The 23,663-nt window shown below is 37.0% G+C and carries 14 protein-coding genes and 1 tRNA gene; 3 read left to right on the top strand and 12 right to left on the bottom strand.

Going from position 1 to position 23,663, the window contains the following annotated elements:
* Positions 1–63: 63 nt before the first annotated feature.
* On the bottom strand, positions 64–747 hold the full coding sequence (locus ACY2LT_RS09510) for a thiamine diphosphokinase (RefSeq protein ID WP_491815375.1): 684 nt from the start codon (positions 745–747) through the stop codon (positions 64–66).
* A complete protein-coding gene (locus tag ACY2LT_RS09505) occupies positions 728–4,294 on the bottom strand; it encodes a PD-(D/E)XK nuclease family protein (RefSeq protein ID WP_491815374.1) in 3,567 nt (1,188 codons plus the stop codon). The genes ACY2LT_RS09510 and ACY2LT_RS09505 overlap by 20 nt, the downstream gene beginning before the upstream one ends.
* A gap of 136 nt (positions 4,295–4,430) precedes the next feature.
* Here ACY2LT_RS09505 and speA point away from each other — a divergent pair, with 136 nt between their 5' ends.
* Positions 4,431–6,329 (top strand): biosynthetic arginine decarboxylase, encoded by a 1,899-nt coding sequence (speA, locus tag ACY2LT_RS09500; RefSeq protein WP_491815373.1) that lies wholly within the window; start codon positions 4,431–4,433, stop codon positions 6,327–6,329.
* A 113-nt stretch (positions 6,330–6,442) separates the two neighbouring features.
* A tRNA-Arg gene (locus ACY2LT_RS09495) sits at positions 6,443–6,516 on the top strand.
* 263 nt (positions 6,517–6,779) lie between these two features.
* Here the strand turns inward: ACY2LT_RS09495 and ACY2LT_RS09490 are convergent.
* The 10 genes from ACY2LT_RS09490 to ACY2LT_RS09445 all read right to left on the bottom strand — a co-directional run bounded on the left by ACY2LT_RS09490 (position 6,780) and on the right by ACY2LT_RS09445 (position 22,063).
* Positions 6,780–7,517, bottom strand: coding sequence for an HAD family hydrolase (locus tag ACY2LT_RS09490; RefSeq protein ID WP_491815372.1), 738 nt, complete (start codon positions 7,515–7,517; stop codon positions 6,780–6,782).
* Positions 7,514–8,464, bottom strand: coding sequence for an acetyl-CoA carboxylase carboxyltransferase subunit alpha (locus ACY2LT_RS09485; RefSeq protein ID WP_491815371.1), 951 nt, complete (start codon positions 8,462–8,464; stop codon positions 7,514–7,516). Before ACY2LT_RS09485 ends, ACY2LT_RS09490 begins: the two co-directional genes overlap by 4 nt.
* Positions 8,445–10,412 carry a glycosyltransferase gene (locus ACY2LT_RS09480; RefSeq protein WP_491816789.1) on the bottom strand — a complete coding sequence of 656 codons (1,968 nt, stop codon included), beginning with the start codon at positions 10,410–10,412 and terminating at the stop codon, positions 8,445–8,447. Before ACY2LT_RS09480 ends, ACY2LT_RS09485 begins: the two co-directional genes overlap by 20 nt.
* 1 nt (position 10,413) lies before the next feature.
* A complete protein-coding gene (locus ACY2LT_RS09475) occupies positions 10,414–11,184 on the bottom strand; it encodes a polyprenol monophosphomannose synthase (protein WP_491815369.1) in 771 nt (256 codons plus the stop codon).
* 12 nt (positions 11,185–11,196) lie between these two features.
* Positions 11,197–12,621 carry a sugar transferase gene (locus tag ACY2LT_RS09470; RefSeq protein ID WP_491815368.1) on the bottom strand — a complete coding sequence of 475 codons (1,425 nt, stop codon included), beginning with the start codon at positions 12,619–12,621 and terminating at the stop codon, positions 11,197–11,199.
* A 4-nt stretch (positions 12,622–12,625) separates the two neighbouring features.
* Complete coding sequence (locus tag ACY2LT_RS09465; RefSeq protein ID WP_491815366.1) at positions 12,626–14,056, bottom strand: O-antigen ligase family protein; 1,431 nt, start codon at positions 14,054–14,056, stop codon at positions 12,626–12,628.
* Entirely contained in the window at positions 14,056–15,204 is a 1,149-nt protein-coding gene (locus ACY2LT_RS09460; protein WP_491815365.1) for a Wzz/FepE/Etk N-terminal domain-containing protein, read from the bottom strand. The genes ACY2LT_RS09465 and ACY2LT_RS09460 overlap by 1 nt, the downstream gene beginning before the upstream one ends.
* 18 nt (positions 15,205–15,222) lie before the next feature.
* Positions 15,223–17,439 (bottom strand): methionine--tRNA ligase, encoded by a 2,217-nt coding sequence (metG, locus tag ACY2LT_RS09455; RefSeq protein ID WP_491815364.1) that lies wholly within the window; start codon positions 17,437–17,439, stop codon positions 15,223–15,225.
* Between the two features lie 348 nt (positions 17,440–17,787).
* A complete protein-coding gene (locus ACY2LT_RS09450) occupies positions 17,788–18,852 on the bottom strand; it encodes a class I fructose-bisphosphate aldolase (RefSeq protein ID WP_491815363.1) in 1,065 nt (354 codons plus the stop codon).
* Positions 18,853–18,913: 61 nt separating this feature from the next.
* Positions 18,914–22,063 carry a PEP/pyruvate-binding domain-containing protein gene (locus tag ACY2LT_RS09445; protein ID WP_491815361.1) on the bottom strand — a complete coding sequence of 1,050 codons (3,150 nt, stop codon included), beginning with the start codon at positions 22,061–22,063 and terminating at the stop codon, positions 18,914–18,916.
* A gap of 283 nt (positions 22,064–22,346) precedes the next feature.
* Between ACY2LT_RS09445 and kbl the strand changes: the two genes are divergently transcribed.
* The gene (gene kbl / locus ACY2LT_RS09440; RefSeq protein WP_491815360.1) at positions 22,347–23,591 is read left to right on the top strand and encodes a glycine C-acetyltransferase; all 1,245 of its coding nucleotides are present in this window, start codon (positions 22,347–22,349) and stop codon (positions 23,589–23,591) included.
* Positions 23,592–23,663: the final 72 nt, after the last annotated feature.

Genomic DNA, 23,663 nt, shown 5'->3' with positions numbered 1-23,663 from the left:
ATTTTATATTGCCCGTTCAAAAATAACTTACAAAAATAAAGATAAAAATATTATTTTCCAAAATTAAAAAGGAGAAGAGAAAACGGGTGCAATCGGAAGTCTATGATTTATAAAGAGTAACAATTCGCCTTCGAGCACTTCAAGAGTTAAATGTTCGCCGACGGCAACATTTCGAGCACCTTCACGTTTGCCGAGTTCAAGAACTTCATTATTAAGCTCCCATTCTAAGTTGTGAGTTCGTAGCCGCACCATAGGTTGAGGAATAAGTGAAATAATTTCCCCGACATTAACGAAGAGTTCAACAGGTTCGGAAATTGGGATTCCATAGCGATTGTTATCAAATATGCACAAATTGAGGTGTTTGCAGTATTTTTTGAGGACACTCCAATTATTTAAAGTGTGTTCGAGTTCGCCACCGTGGAAACCAAAAATCAGCAAGTCATTGTAATTATTATGAATGCAATATTGCAGTATTTTTTCGAAATCGTTTGTTTCCTGGTCGGGAATAATCAATAACTTTTCTTGAGGAATACGAAGTTGATAATTATTGAGAAGAGAATCCATATCGCCGATAACTTTTGTAGGCTCCAGACCAATAGCCAAAATATTATTTGCAGCTCCATCAGCTACAAGCAACGGCAGATGGGCAACCATATCAAATACAAATTTATCAGGAAGATTAGCATTCAAGCATACAACAGCAGAAAAATTGTTTCCGGTTGGGAAATTAATCGTTTTCGTTTTCATTTTCAATTCCATTATTGTAAATTTCGTGTTTGTTTATTCTACATAAATTAGCGTAGTTACAATTTTCACAGATTTTTTGATTGCGATTGTTTTTTTCGCCAAATAGCCCCTGTGAAATTTGCTTAACAATTTCTTTAATTTGCTCAATTGTTGAGTTTATATGATCAGCGATAGATTTTTCATCAGCTTGTTCATTCTCATTATCAAGGAAATTATATTCCGGAGAAATTAAAGGAAAATATGTTGTTTTCTTTAATTTCTCCAATTGTTCATTGCTACTGTTTTTTGGGGCACCCGAATCAGGAGTAAAGCAGAAATATGCACCGCCAATAGTTTCTAATGAAGCAACACCTGAGAGATCTGGCAAAATTTGTTCAGCCGCTTTGATATATACAGGGATTTGGAATTGATCTCCGAAAATTTTTGCGTTTTCTTTGATTTTCTTGGGAGAAGATTTTTTATAATCAACAATTAAGAAAACACTTTTGTTCACGTGTAGGTCAATCCTATCAATTTTGCCACGTATTTTAATATCATCTATCGTTACGGGAAAGTCTTTTCGTTTTTTGCTTCCGAAAGATAATTCAAAAAAGGCAGGATAAAGTTTTCTTGTATGTGCCTGATATAGCAATTCGCGTTCGAGCCATAAATAGAGCAAACCTCTGTTTTGAGCGAAAGAAGAAAATTTTGGTGATTTATTGCCGAAATCACCTATTAGAAATTTAGTAAGGACGTGATATTCGTAGTCGAAAAATTTATAAAATTCAAGTTCCTGCTTAGCAAGATTAACAAGTAGGTTCCAGTATTTATCCTTTTGATTTTCATCTAATTTGACATAAAAAATTGAATTGGGAAGTTCGTTTTTGATGGAAGTCATAAACTTATAAACAATACGATGAAGAAGATTACCTACTTCAATATTGGAAATTTCTTCGGTTTCGTCGGTTCGTTCGCGAATTCCAAGTATATAACGTAAAAAGTAATTGTAGCGACACTTTTGAAATGTTTCAAATTCGGAAACAGAATAGGTTTTATTACTATATTCAGATAAAAATCTCAGCAAATCGGGTGGCAAGTTGCTTCCAAAGATAGAAGTTTCATCATCTAATGAGGATAAATATTTTTCAATTCTTTCATGTTCTTTTTGTAAATCTTCGACATCTATAAGGCTAATTATTTCAGGTTGCGATAACTCGCCCGCAGCAAATTTGCGGATAAGTTCACCTCTATCTGAGATATAGTTGATGAAAGGGATTTCTTTAAGTTGCTGACTGATTTGTGGAGCAAAGGAGTTGGATGCGATTGCTTTTCTGATGGTGGATAATTTATAGAATTTGTTTGATTTAGCGAGCGAAGTAACATTGAGCAAAGCAGAAATGAATGTGGACATTATTTGTTCTTCTCTGTCAAAAAATTCTGGGTAAGTAATAAAGAGTTTGAATTGTCCCTTGTCGAAGAGTTCAGCATTGTTGGTTAATGTTTTGTAGAACAGGATTCTCTCGGATTCGAGGTGTCGCAATTCACTTTTGGGAAGAATTTTGCCTAATGTGTTCTCGGAACGGTAAGCAAGCGGGAAATCTCCATCAACTGCACCACAAAGAATAACAACTTTAAAAGGAATACCGATTATTTGCTCGATAGAAGTAATTTTAACACCACGGTCCGCACTTTCTTTGATATTGAATTTTGTATTGAGAGCAACAATTTTAATTTTATCAATAAATTCGCTTAGATTAATTTTTTGCTGTGGATAAAGGATTGACTGAATTTTGGAATATTCATCCACAAGTTGGACGAAGGAATTAACAGCAGCAACATCTTTTTCGATTTCATCGCGAAGGAAGATATAGTTCAGAATTGAAATTTTGGATTTGTTTTGATTCAACTCTGATAGTTTATTGATAAGCTGTTCTTTAATATTTAATTTGTTAATTATTTGATTTTTGATAAGAGACAATATTTCTTGAGGGAAGTAATCGCGGTTTTCGAAAGAAAAAATTTCGACAAGTTTTCGAAAATCAACCAAAGCTTTTTCATATTTTTGTTTTTTCTTTTGAGTATGGTAGGAATCAGAATTTTCATTATCATCAGCTAATAGTGAATTTTCGAAATATTTAATATTGAATGAGAGCATTTCGCACCAGAATTCAGCACCATTGGATTTTGTGCCACCGAGGAAAGGAACTTCAGTTATTACTTCGAGTAGATTTTCGACATCAATAAATGAATTAGCCCAAGTTCTGAAATAGAAGCTTTGTAATACTTTTTTCAGGTCTGACTTTCTATAATTGTTGATTATTAAATCAATTATGTTAAAAAATGTAATGACAAGTTGGGAAGCAGATAAGTCGAATCTATCAGTGATAAAACTTTCAATATTATTTGAAGCAAAAATTTCACGGAAAAGTGGGGAATAAATTTCTGGCTTTCGAGAAACAATTGCAATATCTGTGGGGTCGTAGCCTCGTTCAATAAGATAATGAACTAACTTAGCAATTATATTAACTTCATCAACTTGATTTTCGCAAGCGATAACTTTAATAGTATCATTAAGTTTATTATAGTTTATTTCGTGATATTCTTCATTATTGAAAAGACGTCTGCGAAGATACTGAGATGGAGGGAGATTAATTTCATCTTCAATGGTCAATTTTTCATTAACATCTAAATATGAAACAGAAGAATACGAATTTATCTGAATATCTGAAATAGTTTCGGTTAAATTGCCGAAAAGAGGTCCATTGATTGGGGAGAAATCAACATTAATTGCAACGGGAGTGGTGCTCTGGCTTAACAATTTAAGGAATGTAGCCTGTGGATGCTTGAATTCAGAAAATTTATCGAACAAAATCACGCTATCAGGGTCGAAAAATTTGTTAAGCAGGAACTCTGAAGAAGTATTTTGCAGAAAAAAGTCATTTAAATCAATTAAGTATTGAGGACTATCCAAAAACTTATCGGAAAGCAATTCCTGATATTTTTTGTATATAACAGCGAAATCGTGAAGTTTTTTGGGGTCGCTTACACCACCGATATTGTAATCTATATAATCTTGTGGAGAATAGTTTTCGACATCGTTGAACAGGTCGTCGGGAGAAATGCCGTCTTCTTTTAGTCCGTTAATAATTTGAGCAATTTTGGTAACAAGGCTAAAGCTAACTCTTTTATTTTTAGGATTATGACGGAAAAATTCAAGCTGGCTGTTTTTGATAGCTTCTTCAATGAGAGCATAAATAAAAGGTTCAGAAATTTGAGTTTTCTTGTTTTGAAAAATTTTTTTGTGGCAAAACAAGACAAAAGACTCAAAAGTATGAAAAGAAGGAGGTTCGCAAGGTTGCTTATGGCGTTCGAAATATTTTCTGATGAAATGATTTTTATAAAAAAGCACCATTCTTCTTGTTGGAAGAACAAGCAACATAGATTTTGGCTTCTTCTTTTCAATGAAAAAATCCATCATTGAATGGGTGTCGAAACAAAGTAAATCAATTTCGGCTGATGAATTTGAAAATTTCGAGGAATATGCTTTGTTGAATAAAAGAGTAGGCATAAAATTAAAAGCAAAATTAAAAAAATGAATTAACAAAAATATAACTTTAATAAATAAATAAAATGATATTTTTGCAATATAAATTTGGACAAATTGTCAATAATTTATTTAAACCATCAAAAAAGAAAGGAGTTAGATGAGAAAATGGCGTGTCGAGGACTCAGCTGAACTCTACAACATAAACGGCTGGGGTATTGATTATTTTTCGATAAACGAGAAGGGGCACGTTGTGGTGCGTCCCAAAAAAAACGGTTCCGAAATTGATTTAAAAGAATTGATTGATGAACTGCAATTACGTGATGTTTCGACGCCGGTATTACTGAGATTCCCGGATATTTTAGACAACCGTATTGAAACAATAGCTAATTGTTTCAAGCTGGCAACGGAGGAGTATCAATTTAAAGGAAATTCCTTTATTATTTATCCAATAAAAGTCAATCAGATGAGACCAGTTGTTGAAGAGATATTCTCATACGGAAAGAAATTCAATATCGGACTGGAGGCTGGATCAAAACCTGAGTTGCACGCCGTATTAGCAATAAACACTGAAGATGACGACTCGCTAATAATCTGCAATGGCTACAAAGACGAAGATTTTATAGAACTTGCTTTGCTTGCACAAAAGATGGGCAAGAAAGTATATATAGTAGTTGAGAAATTGAATGAATTACGTTTGATTATTAATATATCGAAGCGATTAAAGATTAAGCCCAATATAGGGATAAGAATAAAACTATCGAGCAGTGGAAGTGGGAAATGGGAAGATTCTGGTGGAGACAGGAGCAAATTTGGGCTAACGTCATCTGAATTGCTTGAAGCGGTTGAACTTTTAGAAAAGCACAAGCTAAAAGACCAAGTGAAACTCATTCATTTTCATTTAGGTAGCCAGATAACAAAAATTCGCAAGATTAAAACTGCTTTGAAAGAAGCTTCACAATTTTATGTAGAAATGTTGAAATTGGGATGTTCAGTTGAATTTGTGGATATTGGCGGAGGGCTTGGTGTAGATTATGATGGGACACGTTCATCAACTTCAGGCTCGTCGGTAAATTATACAATACAGGAATATGTGAATGATGCAGTTTCGACATTGGTTGATGTATGTGAAAAGAACGAACTTTCGCATCCAAATATAATAATAGAATCCGGGCGTTCGCTGACGGCACATCACTCGATACTTGTATTTGACGTTCTTGAGAGCACTTCTATGCCAACCTGGGACCCAGAGACGATGGAAGTATCTGAAGAAGACCACGAGTTGGTGCAAGAGTTGCATAATATATACGAGAATATTAATCAAACTAAGATGCTTGAAGGATGGCACGATGCGCAGCAAATTCGTGAAGAATCGCTTGATTTATTTAGTTTAGGATTGATTGACTTGCGAACCCGCGCATTAATTGAGCGATTATTCTGGTCGATTGCAAAAGAATGCCACAGAATCAGCACCGAGATTAAGCATCCACCAGAGGAAATAAGGATGCTTGCGAAGATGCTTGCAGATAAATATTTCTGTAATTTTTCATTATTTCAATCTTTGCCGGATTCATGGGCAATTGACCAGGTATTCCCTATTATGCCAATTCACAGACTGAATGAAAAACCTGACAGAATTGCTACATTACAAGATATTACATGCGACTCGGATGGAAAAATTGACAGGTTTATTTCAACTACTAACTATTCATATTACATGCCTTTACATGATTTTAATCCGAATGAACCATATTACATAGGTGTTTTTCTCGTTGGTGCATATCAAGAAATATTGGGCGATTTGCATAATTTGTTTGGCGATACAAATGCCGTGCACATAATACTTGACGATGATGGCTATCAAATCAAGCAAGTAATCGATGGTGAAACTGTGGCAGAAGTTCTTGACTACGTTGGCTACAATGCGAAAAAGCTGGTTCGGACGGTTGAAACGTGGGTAACAGGAGCTGTAAAATCCGGGAAAATCACAACGGAAGAAGGCAAAGAGTTTCTTTCGAACTATCGTTCGGGACTATATGGATATACTTACTTAGAATAAGGCAGTTAAATTGTGGAAATTATTGATAATACAATATTTGTAAAAAGCGTAGGCGTGGAATTTATAGGTGTTTGTTTTGAGAGTAATTTTTTTGTAATTTTGGATTGAGGTTTGGTCCCGTAGCTCAGTAGGATAGAGCACAAGTTTCCTAAACTTGGTGTCGCTGGTTCGAATCCAGCCGGGATCGCAGGAAGTGAAGAAGTGATTATTCATTGGATGAATTGTATCTGTGAACCATCGGAAAGCTTAGAGCCTTCCGATGGTTTCTTGTTTTATTCATCCGATGACTCAAAGTCATCGGATGAATTCTTTAGATGCAACGGCTGACTTGCCCTACCCTTCCGAAGGTTTTGAACCTTCGGAAGGGTTTTGAATTATTTAAATGAACTCCACCTCTAAGGTGGAGTTCATTTTTTCAAAACAGGTGAAGCAAAAAAAATAATGAACTGCTTAGCAGATATTTTCAATGGTTTCAGGAATTTCGTTCCAATTATAAACTATAGCATCAGCAATTGTCGGATTAGAACTTTCATTTGCAAAGTAGCCGGTGCTATCGCCGGCAAAACGAATAGCATACATACCAAGTTGTTTAGCACCAACAATATCAGTAGCTTCGATGTCGCCAATATGCAAAGCCCCGGAAGTATTTGAACCGAGTTCTGCAAGCACTTTTCGAAAAGATTCAGGGTGAGGTTTTGAATATCCGGTTTCATCGCTGAAGCTGAAACTATCAAAGAAATGAAGAATATTATTTTGTTCGAGCAGTTTGCGGAGAACTATTCCCGGGCTAAATCCTGTATCCGAGATAATTCCAAGTTTGTATCTGCTGGCAAGGACTGGCAAAATATCTGCAACGCCATCGATAAGTTTCGGAGGGTGGATGAGCACCGAGTTGGCAAAATAATCCGCGATGCGATTAATTGCCTGTGGGTCTGTTGGTAATTCGAGATATTTCCAAAAGAAAGCAATGCTATCCTGCACTGAAGGAGTTCGCATTTCTTGCCGCCAGATTTTGTTGAAGTATTCCCACGAAGCTTTCAGAGCTTTTTCGAATAATTCAGGAGAGATTTCCCGGTTATAATTATTTATTTCGCTCATTATAGCTTTTTGGCGCAAAGCATTTCTTTCGTTGCCACCAGAAGAATCAAATAAAGTATTCCAAAAATCAATTGTAATGACTTGAATCATTCCCGCCAAACTCCTTTTGCGTGGTATTTTTCAGATCTTTTTTTAAGAAGTTTTTCAGTTTTTTCGCGGCGTATATCTTTTAATTCTACAATTAACTTTTTCTTAAGAATTTCAAACATCATTTTGTGATTTCTATGGGCACCGCCAACAGGTTCCGGGATAATATCGTCGATTAAAGACAAGTCCAAAAGGTCCCGAGCAATTGGCTTCATAGCTTCGGCAGCTTGTTCTTTGAAATCGAGGCTACCCCATAGAGCTTCGGCACATTTTTCGGGAGAGACTATTGACGCCCAAGAATTTTCGAGCATAAGCAATCTATCAGCAATAGCTAAGGACAAAGCTGCAACAGAAGCCCCCTCCCCTATCACAACGCTTATTGTCGGTGTTTGCAGAGCAGACATTTCAGAAAGTTGGCTGGCGATAGCATTGGCAAGTCCCGGGCTATCGGTTTCTGCATAAGGAACGTTATAAGGAACATCAACAAGAGTAATGACAGGTTTAGCAAGTCTTTCGGCAAGTTTCATAAGCCGTGTTGCTTTTCTAAACCCTTCAGCTGAGGAGATTGCAGCAGGTTTGTATAAATTAGTTTTTTTGTCTTTTGTTTTTCTATTGCCAAGAACAACAACAGAAATTCCGCCAATTTTTGCGATACCACCAATTATTGAAGGGTCGTCGCCGGACACTTTATCGCCAAATAATTCAATAAAATCAGTAAAAATATTTTTAATATAATCAACTGAGGTAGGACGCAAAGGGTGACGGGCAATCTGGATACGTTGCCAACGAGTAAGATTAGAGTATATTTCCTTGCGAAGATTATCAGTGCGACGCTCGAGTTCAGCAATTTCTTTAGATAAATCGATTGCTTTGCCGAGTTCACGCATTTCTTCGATTTTTTCTTCAAGCTGCACTATTGGCTGTTCGAAATCAAGGATTGGTTTTGTCACTTTTTTTCCCGAATAAATATTTGATAATAATATCAAAGTCCATTGATAAAGTATAATGACGTAAATAATACTCGTTAAGTTTTTTTATTGCTTCCAGAGATAAATTAAGAGTTTGTTCGCTTGCATTTGGACCGATAATGCCAATTTTCCCAATCGATGGAGCGAAATTATTTGAAATAATATGCAAACCAATGAATGAAATTTCGCCTTTAAGCACTCTAAATAGCATTTTCAAAAAGCGGGTTGGTTCTTTTCTGAATGCAAAGATAAAGGGCAGTCCAATAGTCAGGAGGAAAAGGGAAATTGCAATGTCTTCAATTCGTTTAAGTGCTTTATTCCGAAAACGAGATAAGTTGTATGCCGGGACGGTTGGTTCAATATCTGCAATATCCTGAATGACAGAGGCAGCGAGCAATTCATCGAATTCTTTAACCTGATGAAAACGCACATTTTGAGAAGAGAATTCGAGCATAAGATTAATCATTTCGGATGAAGAGATTTGTTCGTCAGCAAAAATTACTTCATTTGGCTTTTTTTCTTTTATTATTTTGTTAAGATATGATTTTTCGCCAATAATATGCAAATTGGAATTATTGAGTTCATCACCTGAAGAAGCAACAAATCCATCAATAATAATATTTGAATTTGAGAGTTCAGAAATTTTCAAATTTAAAGATTTTGCGATTTCGCCAGTGCCGACAATAATAATACGTTTGGATTTATTTTGTTCAGAAAACTGTTCTAAAATTTTTGTAATAGCACGGGAAACAGAGGTAAATACAATAGTAAAACCAATTGACATAAGCACAACGCCGCGGCTAAAGCGAAATTCGGGGAAAAAGTAAGTAAGCGAGGAAAGAACAAAAAATGTAATCATCGAGGCTGAAAAAGCTCGCTTGATGCTGTGCCTGCCTTCGAAGTATTCGCCAACGATGAACATAGAAGATAGAAAAACAAGGCTGATAACGATGAATACTATTGGATAGGCATAATCGGGAAACCCGAAGAATTTTTCGAAACGGATTTTTGTGCTAATAAGAAGAGCAAGATTAATTGAGAACAAATCTAAAATGATAAACAAGAAATCGCGCCAGTACCGTTCAATATAGGCAATAGAAGACCTGATTTTAATACCAAGCCGCAATAGCAAAAGAAACAGATGATTTTTGCCAAAATGCCTGCGGGTGAAAATTTCCATTGCCTCGTAAAAATGGCGGACATCGTTGATTGAACTTCGTTTTGTGCTTTCTCCTTTGTAATGGATAATGGAAGTAGTGTGGACATACATAACTTTCCAGCCTTGGAGCTTGACTTGTCGGCATAAATCAAGGTCTTCGCCATACATAAAGAATTCGGGAGCGAAACCACCGACTTTTTTAATCAAGTCGGTTCGACAAAACATAAAAGCCCCGATAACCGCATCAACTTCGTAAGTATCGTCGATTGATCTATAGAGCTGATTGTATCGAGCAAAAACCGGAGAATTAGGGAAAAGCGATTGCAAACCGAAAAGTTTGCTGAAGGCAACCCAAGGGGTCGGGAAGCCTCGACGGCAGGCAACCTGAAAAGAGCCATCAGGATTAAGCACTTTGCAACCAGCAATACCACAGTCTTTATGAGTTTCCATAAAGTCGAACATTACCTGCAAAGTATCATTGCGAAGCAGAGTGTCCGGATTTAAGATAAGAAGGTATTTACCTTTGGCTTTTTCTATTCCAATATTGTTTGCACGAGCAAAACCAATATTTTCGGGCAGAGCGATAAATTCAACTTCCGGGAACAGAGGTCGCAGATATTCGACAGAACCATCAACGGAATAATTATCGACAACTATTGTTTCAACAGACAATTCGCCAGAAGACTCACGAATTGATTGCAGACAACCACGCAGGAAATCCTTTACATTGTAGTTTACAATAATTATTGATATGTCGGGAGAATTCAGCACATTAATCAACGAATTCAGTGATTACATTTGATTTCTGACGTTCTTCGAATTTGCTTTTTTGCTTCAATAAGCGTTTGTAGCAAAGACGCAATTTCCAGACAAGCCAGACAGCTTCGAAGATAATATGTTTGCTCATTTTCGAGACGCCGGAACGTCTATCGATAAAAATAATTGGGATTTCTTTAATGCGTCCACCAGATTTCCAGATACGGTAATTCATCTCAATCTGAAAGCCGTAACCATTTGTTCGAATTGAGGTTAAATCAATTTTTCTGAGGGCATTGGCGCGGAAGCATTTAAAGCCGCCGGTAGCATCGGCGATAGGCATACCTGTAATGATACGAGTATATAGATTAGCACCGTAACTAAGCATTAACCGAGAGAGGGGCCAATTTACAACATTTACACCTTTGGAATAACGGGAGCCAATTACCAGGTCCGCATCTTGTAATGCTTCGAGCATACGCGGAAGGTCGCGAGGGTCGTGAGAAAAATCGGCATCCATTTCGAAAACGACATCAAATCCTTTGTCCAAAGCCCAAGAGAATCCATCGCAATATGCTGTTCCTAATCCCATTTTCCCCTGTCGTTGCATTAAATGGATTTGGCGGTTGTTTTTCATAAGTTCTTTAACTTTCTGTGCAGTGCCATCAGGTGAGTTATCATCGACAATCAAGATATGTGTATCAGGCAAGTTCTCGAAAATTGAATAAATTAGATTTTCAATATTATCAATTTCATTATAGGTAGGAATAACAACAATTTTTTTCATAAATGCTCCCGTTTAGGTTTGACCGTGCCCTCGAAAAACAAGCATAATAGTTCGAATAATAATTTCAAAATCAAGTTTCAAAGAGAAATTTTCAATATAATAAAAATCATCTTTCAAACGATTACGAATTTCATCAATGCTAAATTCATAGGATTTGTATTTGACTTGCCACCATCCAGTAATACCAGGACGAACTAAATGGCGGCGTTTGTAGTAAGGCACTTCTTTAACAATTTCATCAACAATTTTTGGTTGTTCCGGACGAGGACCTACAACACTCATATCTCCGATAAGCACATTCCAGAATTGAGGGATTTCATCAAGATGGGTTTTACGAATAAAGCGGCCGAACTTTGTAACACGAGGGTCGTTGACTTGAGTCCAGGTTTGTTTGGCTGGGACTGGTTCAGATCGCATTGAACGAAATTTATAAATCATAAAAACTTTGCCGTTCTTTCCAACACGAGGTTGTTTATAAATGACTGGACCGGGTGAATCAAGTTTGATAATAATAGCGATAATAATCCAGAGCGGAAGACCAATGAGCAGAACAAAAGAGCTAAAAACGATATCAAACAAGCGTTTAGCAATTTCTTGCCAAGGTTTTAGGAGCTGAGTGTTAATTTCAATTAGTGGAATTCCGTAGAGGCTTTGAGTGCGTGTCTGACCTGTAAAAATGGAGTAGAGGTCGGGTTCGATTGTAACTCGCATACCACAATCAACAGCGGTTGAAGCAATTCGGAAAAGTGTATCGTGGTCAGTTTGGTCGGAAGTGATAACAACTTCTTCGGCATTGCTTTCCCGCAAGAATGAATCAGCATTTTCCAATGTATCGAATTTAATTTCGCTTAGATTTTTATCTGCAACTATTTTTTTGAATTCATCTATCTGATTTTTATTAATCAAAATAATTCCGGCAACGCGGTAACCCCAATTAACGAAACGTTCTGCTTTTTCATAGAAATCAATTGCGCGACGAGGGCATCCGACGACAATAGTAGGAATGCTAACAATGCGTTTAGCGCGAAGTTTTACTTGAATGCGGCGGCAAATAGTTCGTCCGATTGTTACAGCAGTAGATTGAAAAAGATAGTGAAGAACAAACATCATACGGGTGAAACGTTCACCTTCGTAAAAAATGAGAAGAACAATGATAGCCGTTGCTATAAAACACACTTTCCATACAGCAAAAATCTCATCAAAAGGCGACCTGAGATGCCAATTCCTATACATACCTGCAAAGAAGAATACAAGCAACCAATAAATCAACAAAACAATCCCGGTGAAAAGAGCCGCAGATAAGCTCGGAACAATTGTAGTTGGAATAATGCCCGAGTGAAAACGAAGATAGTATAAGAAAATGTAGCTTATGGAAAATGCTATTGTGTCGGAAACAAGACGAGTAATAACTTGGCTGTATATACTACTGTTTTTCAATTTTTTACTTAATGAATATTTTTTTCGAAAATATATAAAATTTTTCTGCTGAACTAATAAAAACAACTGACAAAATCGTAACAAAAATTCCGTCTCTAAACGATAATGTAGGAGTAACGAAATTTGTAATAGCCAAAAGAAGCAAGAACATAAAAGCAATGATAGAAATTGCTTTGAAAAACTTATCTTTTGAAATTATCATATATTTAATTGATTTAAAAATGTATGAAATAAAAAAGAGCAAATACACAATTGCAAGAGGAAAACCAAGTCGATAAACTAAATAAATATAGCCATTGTGATTTATAGGTGCAGTAAGAGTAAAACCAGTAAGTGGGTCGATATAAGAAAAAGGTTTGAAATATCCATTTCCACCAAGAGGATTTTCCCGGATTTTGACAAATGTAGCTTCATACTCAGCAAAACGAGCCTGAACGGAAACGTCTTTTGTTCCTTTGCTTGCGGAAACGAACCGAGCTTCGACTACTCCAAGCAGCAATTTCGTATTGTCCTTCATAAATAAAAACGCAAGAGACAACACAATAGCGGTTAAAGTAACGACAAGCACACCAAGTTCAATTTTTTTTCTTAATGGAAGCAATAAGAACAAAATAGCAACTTGCACCAGTAATACAATCCAGAAAGCACGAGAAAAAGTTGTAATCAAAGCAGCCGTACTGAGACCAGCAAAAATGCCAAGCAGCAAGCGATTTTTCCAACCCTTTGTGTAGAAGAAAAACACAATTGCCGAAATCGAGGCTGCAACAAACAGTGCCTGATTTGTTTTTACAGTGCGGGCAAGTTGGTAAGCATAAACTAAATTAGTAGTTGCTGCAACGTAATATTTATAGAAATGAATAAGTTCGACAATAAAAATACTAATTGCAAAAACAACAAGAAGCCGCTTTAAGTCTTCTTTTTCATTGAAGTAATAACGTATCGGGAAGTAGAGCAATGTTATAGAAAAATTAGCATATTCCTTGAAAGCATCGATAATATCAACATCGTTAAGATATGCGATTATTACGCAACCAAAAGACGCAACATAGAAGAAGATAATCAACCAATCAGCAGTATTTTTGACTATTTTGTCTTTTTTTATGAAAAGGATATAATAGAACCATAAAATCAGACCACCAAGGTAAACAACACCAAGCACAACATCGGCAATAGATAATCCTTCGCCACTTGTAGTGAGGAATGGTATTGTGCAAAGTGCAACTGAATAAATCCATAATTTGGGATAGCGAATGCAAAACCAAAAGAAAGGCAAAGCGAGAAGAACAGCAACACCGATAACAGCGGCAAGAGTATCCTGTGCAAAATATGCGTATATTGCAATAACAGCAAGAACTGACACAACAAAGGCAAAACCAATGTTTACTCTATATGAAAAGTATTCTAAAAAAAGATTGCCGCTTTTGTTTTCTGCCATTATAAATTTTGATATTTATTCCGGAATTCGATATAATTATGAATCAAAAGTATGAACAAAACAGCAAGCACGAACGAACCAAGCACCGAACCAGCAACTATAAGAACTCGTTTTGGCTTGCTTTTCTTAGTGGGTGGCACAGCTTCGTCCAAGACATAAAGAGTTTTGATGTTCTTGACTTCATCGAGCCTTAATTTTTCGTAAAGCGGTACTAAATAAGCTTTCGCTTTAGACAGAGCTTCAATTTCGGTGAGAAGTTTAGTGAATTCGATACCAATGCGTCCGCTTTCATCAATTTTAAAGTTGCCGGCAAATCCGGGTTTGCTCATTGCTTCGTGTAGTTTTTTACGAGTTTCGTCTAACATTTTCTTTTTTACTTGAGATAGAGCATCGTTTTCCCCAAAAGTAGTGCGAAGAAGGTCGTATTCAATCTCTGTTTGATAGACCTGAGCTTTTAGTTCGACAATAGCCTGACTAACGGCACGAGCTTGTTCCTGTGGAGAAAACATCAGACTTTGCTGCGAAAGAGAGCCAAGCTGGTTGGATAGAGCCGAGATAGTAGAATCAATTGATTTAACTCTCTGTTCCATATAAACGCGGTTAAAGTTAGACTCTTTTTTAAATAATTCAGCAGCAAAGTGGTTTGCAATTTGCACATAATCATTAGCCATCTGAGCGGCACGTTTAGGGTCGCGGTCTGTAACAGAAATAACGTAATTACCTTCTTTATCGTAAGTAATATCGAGGTTACTTTCGAATTCTTTCAACAAGTCTTCATACTTATCATTCTCCATTTTGTAAACTTTGCGTAAATCGTATTTTTTAATCATTGAATCTTTAACTGATCGGCTAAGTAAAATAACTGTGAGTGAATAGCCACTTGAGCTTGAGCCACCTACGCGTGCAAGCCCAATATCGCGCAGAGTAGATGAAATGCTACCCATTGCGTTTTCCAGTCCAGTCATTGATGTTTGCGGAGGGACAGCATTTATAGATGCTGTGTACCAAACTGGAAGGAGAAAAGCCACGACAGTAGAAACTATTGCTGAAGCAATAATTGTAGCAATTATTACTTTTTTGTATTTGAAGAGCAGAGCTGTCAAATACATACCATCGAAATTATTTTCTAATTGTTTTTCTTGTTCCATTTTTATTCTGATAAGTATTTATTTAACAATGGCACCTGAACCAATTTCAGGTTTTTCTGGTGACACAAAGCAAAGCTGTCCATCTTCGGTTGATGCAGCAAGAAGCATTCCTTCAGATGTTTCACCCATAAGCTTTGCAGGCTTCAAGTTATCAACCACAACAATTATTTTCCCGATAAGATAATCAGGTACGTAATGTTCAGCGATTCCTGCAATAATTTGTTTTTGCTTATTACCAACTTCAACAATAAGTTTCAGTAATTTTTTTGATTTCGGAAGTTTTTCAGCTTGTTTAATAATAGCAGTACGCAATTGAACCCGGGCAAAATCATCATATTCTATAAGTTCTTGTTCATTTTTCGTAGTGTCTTGATTAGCAGGTTTGCCAAGTTTATTAATTTGCTCAGTAATAACACTATCCTCAATTTTGTTGAAAATAATACTTGGTTGCATAATACGAGTTCCTTCTTCGAGACGAGGATAAGTAGCGGTAAGCCAATAATTTTCATTTGAATTATCGAAGTTAGGTTCACCGGTTTGAAGTTCGCATCCGAGCATTAATTGGACTCTCTTTGAAGAATTTGGGATAATTGGAGCAAGAAAAATCGAGAGAGAATAAACCAGTTGAGCACAAATAAAGAGAGTGCGAGCAGTAGCATTGCGGTCTGATTTGATTGTTTTCCAGGGCTCAGCGTCATTGAAAAATTTATTAGCAGCACGAGCAATATTCATCGTTTCTGTAATTGCATCGCGAAAACGGAATTTATTGAAAAGTCGTTGAGCTTCTTTGGAATGTTTCCAAACCGATGTAATCAAGGTAAATTCGGCTTCATTAAATAAGCCATAGAATTTACGAGAAGCTTTTTCGATTGCTTCAAGATAGTTGTCGCTGAAGTACTCTTCGAGAGTGTCAATTAAATTATTCCAGTTTCCGACAAGGGATTTATCTTGTTCGGAAAGAGTAGGGATTTTTTGTTCAAAATTTTTGAAAACAAATTGAAGTGTTCTATTTACAAAATTACCGAAGATATCAGCGAGTTCGTTATTATTGCGATTTTGGAAATCGCGCCAAGTGAAATCGCTATCGCGAGTTTCGGGAGCGTTCATAGCGAGTGTGTATCGAAGAGCATCAGTATATTGAGGCTCGGGGAAATCTTTCTGGAAGTCGCGCAGATCGATACTCCAATTACGAGACTTTGAAAATTTTTCACCTTCTAAATTAAGGAATTCATTAGCCGGAACATTGCTTGGAAGAATATACCCGCCACGGGCTTTGAGCATAGCGGGGAAAATCAAAGTATGGAAGACGATGTTGTCTTTTCCGATAAAAGCGATATAGCGAGTATCGTTGTCCTGCCACCAAACTTTCCAGTCGTCAGATTTACCGCGACCGTTTTGAGCTTGTTGATCTGCCCATTCCTTAGTGATAGAAATATATCCAAGCACAGCATCAAACCAAACATATAGAACTTTTCCCTTAGCTTTGTTTTTGTCGATGCCGGGGACTTTGTCAAGTCGCACACCCCAATTAAGGTCGCGAGTGATAGCGCGGTCGGAAAGCCCCTGTCGAAGCCAGCTTCGGCTTTGCTGGAGAACGTTATCTTTCCACTCGGAGGATTTACTTTCTATGTATTCTTCTAAAAAATTCTGGAATTCGCCGAAACGCATATACCAATGAGTTGTTTTGCGGACAACCGGAGGTTCGCCACTAATAATACTACGAGGATTTTTTAGTTCTAATTGGTTGTAATATGCACCGCATTTATCGCATTGGTCGCCACGGGCGTGGTCGTAGCCGCAATTTGGGCAAGTGCCTTCGACATAACGGTCCGGCAGAAACATTTGTGCTTTTTCGTCGAAAAATTGCTCTTCTTCTTTCTCAACCAGATAGCCTTTTTGCAGCAGGTCAGCAAAAAATTCAATCGCAGTGCTGTGATGAATTTCAGTAGAAGTGCGTGAATAAATATCGAAAGTCATTGCAAATTTTTTGAAGGCTTCGGCATTGGCTGAATGATATTTGTCAATGATAGCTTTTGGAGTAGTATTTTCCTTTTCGGCTGAAATAGTAATTGCAACACCGTGTTCGTCTGAACCACAGACGTACAGCACTTGTTCACCGCAAAGCCGAAGAAAACGGGCGTAAATATCAGCAGGAAGATAAGCACCTGCTGCGTGACCTAAATGAATATATCCATTAGCATAAGGTAAAGCAGATGTAATTAAAGTTCTTTTCATTAATTGTTCCGTCAAATGAAAATAAAGCAAAATTAGCAATATTCGATTAATTTTAAAAGGGTTAAATTGGAGGAAGATAGTTTCCGCAACGAAAACGGGTGGTAGCAAGAATTGTTAGCGAAGCTGGAAGAACGAAAAAGAATAGATATAGAAAAACTTAGGAATGAACTATTAATTAAGCAAACGGATTTCTAAGAAAAATAAAGTAACTAATGAATGGGACATTAAAAGGCTAACAAAATGGAACTTAGACAATAATTAATTTAGCAGGATTTTTATCGAGCTTTATTCTCGAATAAGTACAAAAAAGGGGTTCATAAATGAACCCCTGATATGAAATAATATACACTATGCAATAGTAATTTCTTTATCGAGATAGACATCCTGAATTAGATTGAGAAGTTTCACACCTTCGTCCATAGGACGCTGGAAGGCTTTGCGACCGGAGATAAGCCCTGCACCACCAGCACGTTTATTTACAATTGCAGTAATCGCAGCTTCGGCGAAGTCGTTATCACCACTTGCACCACCGGAATTAATCAAGCTAACTTTGCCCATATAGCAATTAGCAACCTGATAGCGAGTTAGATCAATTGGATGATCGCTTGAGAGTTCAGAATAAACACGCTTGTCGATTTTACCGTAGGACGAACCACCCATATTCAGAGCTAAATAGCCACCATTGTTTTCAGGAAGTTTTTGCTTGATAATATCGGCTTCGATAGTAACACCAAGATGATTAGCTTGACCGGTTAAGTCTGCAGAAACGTGATAATCTTTGTCTTTTTTGAATTCAGGATTGCGGAGATAGCACCAGAGAACGGTTGCCATACCGAGTTCGTGAGCATATTGGAATGTTTCGGCAATTTCAACGATTTGGCGGCGTGATTGGTCGGAGCCAAAGTAAATAGTAGCACCGACGGCAGCAGCCCCCATATTATAAGCTTCGTCAATTGTGCCAAAAAGCACCTGATCGAATTCGTTTGGGTAAGTAAGTAATTCATTATGATTGATTTTGACAATGAATGGGATTTTATGAGCATACTTGCGTGCGACAAGTCCTAAGACACCATATGTTGAAGCAACAGCGTTGCAACCACCTTCGATTGCAAGACGCACAATATTTTCAGGATCGAAATACTGAGGGTTTTTAGCGAAACTTGCTCCAGCGGAATGTTCAATACCTTGATCGACAGGCAAGATAGAAAGGTATCCTGTGCCAGCAAGGCGTCCGTGATTATAAATCCATTGTAAGTTGCCGATCACACGGTTATTGCGGTCAGAATTTAGCCAGACTTTGTCTACAAAATCGGATGAAGGCAGAGTGAGCGATTCTTTTGGAATTTTTGGATTATTAAATCCGAGATAATATTCAGCTTTGTCGCCTAATAATTCATAAAACTTGTTGGACATTTTTTTCTCCTTGAATAAATTGATTAATCTTATTTTTGACGGACAAAATATAAATATGTTTTTAAATGTTTTCACCTAAAAGACGCAATTTTTTTGATTTATTTTTGCTTAAATCAACAAGTTCAGCATAGTATTTTTGTTGTTCAAGTTCTTTCTCGGTGAGAATTGCAAAATCAATTAAGCGATCGAGTTTGAAACCAGTTTTATTGTAATTAATACGACTAAGAGCAAGGTTCCAGCCTTCTATCCAGATTTTCAGTTCTTTTTTCTGTTCTTCGGAACCTTGGAATATACAAATAAAATCAATGTCGGATTTTGCAGTTGCATTTCCGAGGAAGACAGAACCATAGAGATAGAGTTCTTTGACACCGAAGCGAACAGGATCGAGATGCTCGAGAATGCTATCAATCATACGTTTTCGCCATTGAAGAGGTTCGTCGGAACCAATTTCGTTGAAAGTAAGTTCTGAGTGTTTAATTTCGGTTTTTTCGGCAACCATTGGGTCGGCGAGCATTGCAACTGCAAGATTTTCGTCTGCATTCATAAGAACGCGAAGAACTAATCCGTTAGTTGCTTCACGAACATTAATGACCTTCAGCACATCTTGCAAGTGTTCGTATTCGGGACACCATCGCGAAAGAGTATTTTCAGTTTTGTAGAAAAAGTCGTAATTAAAGGCAACTCCGTCTTCATCCGGGTAAAGAGGAATATATCTGATTTGAGATTCTACCAAATCCTGAAAGAAGTGTGTTCCGAAAGACAAATCGGGAACGTAACTACCTTTCTTTTTAGCAATTTCGACAAGGACAGCGGTATTATTAATATCTGAATAGGTAACTTTTACACCCAGACGAATATCGTCCCGGCTGCCCCAGCGTCCCGGTCCCATAAGAATAAATGTTCGTTTCGGGAGTAATTTATTCAGCTTGCTGACAGCACGACCAATGTCCTTTAGTTTTTCAAGACTTTCCTGATGAGCGTATGCTTCGGGATCGACGTAAACAATATAGGTAATATCACCAACTTTGCCATTTGAAATATGCTTGTTTGCGGAGAAAATAAGTTTATCTGGCGGAATATTCGAAGGAATTTGAGCGGCAGTGCCTTCCAACGCTGAGCTTTGAGGGCGGCATTGCAATAAATAGAGGCTATCGCCATCGCAAGCGAACTCAATATCAACAGGTGTTTTCAATATTCTACTGATTTCACTCAGTAATTTATTAATTTGTTTAATATATTTAGTTTTTGATATTAAATTTTCGAATGTAACAACTATTTCATCCCGATTTGTGTCGATACCAAGTCCAAATGGATGCTTAATGTGATTTTGTTCGATGATTGAGAAAACCTCGTTAATCATAGGATAGGAATTTCCAACAGATTTAATAAGAGAATCGATAGAAATAGTCTCGAAAGTGTTTTTTTCCAAATTTATCACATCAATAAATTTAGGAGAATAGGAAATAACATCTTGAAAAGTAATGTTCACACGCAAATCAGGCTGACCGGGAGCCACAAGGATTGGATAGTCGTTGCCTATGCGGTCAACTGCACGGGTTCCAAGACCTGGGACAAGTCGAACAAGCCCATCTTCCCTACGGATACGGGGCGACCAACGGAACTCGTTGTTGCTAAACGCGACGCCTGCAAAAGCAGGGAAAAAGTATTTACCAACACGTTTGCCGACAACTTCCTGAATCATAATACCCATTTCTTCGTTGAAATCCAGCAATTGGCGTTCGGTTCGGTAGCCAATCGGGTCGGGGCTGAAAGTTGAAGCGTAAACTTCGGCAATAGCATCGAGCAATGCTTCGAGGCGTTCTTTTTTGCTGCCCTGATTTGCCAAAAACAAGCTTTTATATTTACCAGCAAAAGCTGAACCCAAGCGGTCTTCGAGCAAACTTGAAGAGCGAACAATTATTGGATGGTCGCCGAAATTGTCCAAGGCATTGGAAAGCCCATTTACAATTTCCTGCGGAAAATGCGAGTTTTTGAATGCCTGAATAATATGAGGATATTCGTAGCGAATTTCTTCGAGAGGCTTGTATTTTTGTTCAATAATATCTTCCAAATTGTTGTAGTTGAGGAATGCCATAAGTCCGTCGGAGGTAATATACCAGGTTTTGGGCGTTTTAATATTTTTGAAAAGTCCCTCTTCGTCCTGAAGTTTATCTACTATTTTTTTAGCGAGCAAAATTCCGGCACTTTTTCCACCAAGTTTGCCGTGGCTTTCGGTGGTGAAAATCATATTTTGAAGAATATCGTAAAAATCTGATATATTGATGTAATTTTTTGCAATTTCAATATATTCGAGTTGGTCAGTAAGAAATCGTCGAATTAAGGCAACCAGAATACCTTTATGCAAAGGAGTTGTGATTTCCTTGATTGAAATTGGATTAATATTGTAGAAGCGACGAATTGCATCAGCAATTTCGGGCAATGGTGTATTTAAATTGGCAAGTGCTTTGATAAGGAAATGAGATTTATCTTCGTAAATCCATTTTTGGACAAGTGCAAGAATTTCGTCGTCAGATAAATATTTTGCAGCAACTTCGAAAATTTCATTTCCAAGATAGAAAGATATTTCGAGAACTTGTTTTTTTGTTGGTCGATTTTCTTCAGCAGTGGAGGATTGAATATCTACGTTTGTTCCTAATTTAGCGAAAAGTTGTTTTGATTCTTCGATACCTTTGCAGAAAAGGTTGTTAAGCATTTTTCGAGAGATGATAGAAAACAAATTTTGGTCAGTTTTTTTGATAATATCAAGCACGACGAACCATTCTTTTTTAGTCAAATCGCCGCTTTCTTCTGCTTCGGCAAATAGTTTCTTCAATTTGGAATAAAGAAGGAAATGACCAAATCTATCGGCAAGTGTTTTCACAAGTCGCTTTTCTTCGTCGAGGAAATCATAATTTTCGTTATCGTAGGCTACAACAATTTCACCAACAGGTTTATTCTGTTCAAATATAGTTTCGCGAATTATTTTTTTAGTGAGTTTAAAACCGTTGGTTGCGGCGAATTTGTTGTCGATAGAAATTTTTACTTTGCAATCCTTATTGAAGCGGAAGGCTTCGGGCAAGAGAATAGCAATTTTTCCCAATATTTCATCTAAAGTGAGTTGAGGTTTGCTTAAAACTTCTTCAATTGAATACAAGCAATTTAATTCTTTGGAGCGTTCGGCAAGAAGCTCTTCCGCTTTAATTTTATTCATAGATAACCTCTGATAGTTTTTAATTAAAAACGCTATCTAAAAGAAAATATTATGGAAAATAATAAACATATCTAATTGAGTTGCAAGTAATAAATATCTTAATTTATGGGCAAGTCTTGTTATTAATAAAATACGCTATAATTATTCTAAAAGAACAAAATATAGCCAAAGATTTGAAAACATTATCAATTAATGAAGTCAACCCGAATCTGAAATAATTTGAAAAATCATTTAAAATTTTCATATTTTGCAGAACTTTTTTTGTTTTTTTTGGAGATAGAAAATGTTTGGAAAAATGAAAGAGTTCTTGCAAAAAGAACTTCAAACATTAGAAGAGCAAAAGCTTTATAAGCACGAAAGGATAATTGAGAGCCCTCAGGCGGCTAAAATTATCGTTCGTGGCAAAGAAGTATTAAACTTTTGTGCAAATAATTATCTTGGTTTGTCATCACATCCGGAGCTTGTAAAAGCAGCACACCAGGCGCTTGACAGTCGTGGATTTGGACTTTCCTCGGTAAGATTTATATGTGGTACACAGGATATACACAAAGAACTGGAAAGAAAAATGTCGGAATTTTTAGGAACGGAAGATACGATATTATTTAGTTCCTGCTTTGATGCGAATGGTGCAGTATTCGAACCACTCTTTCAAGAAGAAGACGCAATTATCACAGATGCACTCAATCACGCTTCGATTATTGACGGGATACGCTTATCGAAGGCTAAACGCTGGATATACAAGCATAGTGATATGCGTGATGTGGAAGAAGAAGATCCAGCAACAGGCAAAATGGCAAAAGGATTGGAACGTTGCTTAAAAGAAGCAAACGAAGCTGGCTGCCGTTTCAAGGTAATTGCTACAGATAGCGTTTTCTCGATGGATGGAGATATTGCAAAATTGGATGAAATTTGCGATTTAGCAGAGAAATATGATGCACTTGTAATGATTGACGAAAGCCATTCGTCTGGTTTTATGGGAAAAACTGGCCGTGGGGTACACGAACTTTATGGGGTAATGGATAGAATTGATATTATTACAACAACGTTTGGGAAGGCACTTGGAGGAGCATCTGGTGGATGTATTTCAGGTAGAAAAGAAATCATTGACTGGATGCGCAACAAGGCTCGTCCATATTTGTTTTCGAATACAGTTGCTCCGGCAGTAGTAGGTGCAACAATAAAATGTTTAGAAATTCTTACTGCTTCTACTGAACTTCGGGATAAGCTTGAAGAGAACACAAAGAAATTCCGTAAAGCAATGACGGAAGCTGGATTTGACATTCTTCCCGGAATACATCCAATTACTCCAATTATGTTCGGCAAATATCCGAATTGTTCGCAATTGGCAGTAGATTTTGCAAATCGTATGCTTGAAGAAGGTGTTTATGTTGTAGCATTTTCATTCCCTGTTGTGCCAAGAGGCAAGGACCGCATACGTGTTCAGATTTCAGCTGCACACGAAAGCGAACATATTGATTTTGCTATTGAAAAATTCATTAAAGTTGGAAAAGAATTAGGAATGATTTAATAAGAATTCTTAATTTTAGAATAAATAAAGAAGCAGCCCCAGATGAGGCTGCTTCTTTTCTTTTGTATGATA

The sequence above is a fragment of the Eximiradius proteiniborus genome, assembly GCF_058546985.1.
Note: the sequence above shows the minus strand (reverse complement) of the source record. Positions and strands in the feature narration are given on the sequence as shown.

Bases quoted from the DNA above. Each gene is read 5' to 3' on its own strand.
- ACY2LT_RS09510 (WP_491815375.1), bottom strand. From the start codon at position 747: ATGAAAACGAAAACGATTAATTTCCCAACCGGAAACAATTTTTCTGCT.
- ACY2LT_RS09505 (WP_491815374.1), bottom strand. From the start codon at position 4,294: ATGCCTACTCTTTTATTCAACAAAGCATATTCCTCGAAATTTTCAAAT.
- speA (WP_491815373.1), top strand. From the start codon at position 4,431: ATGAGAAAATGGCGTGTCGAGGACTCAGCTGAACTCTACAACATAAAC.
- ACY2LT_RS09490 (WP_491815372.1), bottom strand. From the start codon at position 7,517: ATGATTCAAGTCATTACAATTGATTTTTGGAATACTTTATTTGATTCT.
- ACY2LT_RS09475 (WP_491815369.1), bottom strand. From the start codon at position 11,184: ATGAAAAAAATTGTTGTTATTCCTACCTATAATGAAATTGATAATATT.
- ACY2LT_RS09465 (WP_491815366.1), bottom strand. From the start codon at position 14,056: ATGGCAGAAAACAAAAGCGGCAATCTTTTTTTAGAATACTTTTCATAT.
- ACY2LT_RS09460 (WP_491815365.1), bottom strand. From the start codon at position 15,204: ATGGAACAAGAAAAACAATTAGAAAATAATTTCGATGGTATGTATTTG.
- metG (WP_491815364.1), bottom strand. From the start codon at position 17,439: ATGAAAAGAACTTTAATTACATCTGCTTTACCTTATGCTAATGGATAT.
- ACY2LT_RS09450 (WP_491815363.1), bottom strand. From the start codon at position 18,852: ATGTCCAACAAGTTTTATGAATTATTAGGCGACAAAGCTGAATATTAT.
- ACY2LT_RS09445 (WP_491815361.1), bottom strand. From the start codon at position 22,063: ATGAATAAAATTAAAGCGGAAGAGCTTCTTGCCGAACGCTCCAAAGAA.
- kbl (WP_491815360.1), top strand. From the start codon at position 22,347: ATGTTTGGAAAAATGAAAGAGTTCTTGCAAAAAGAACTTCAAACATTA.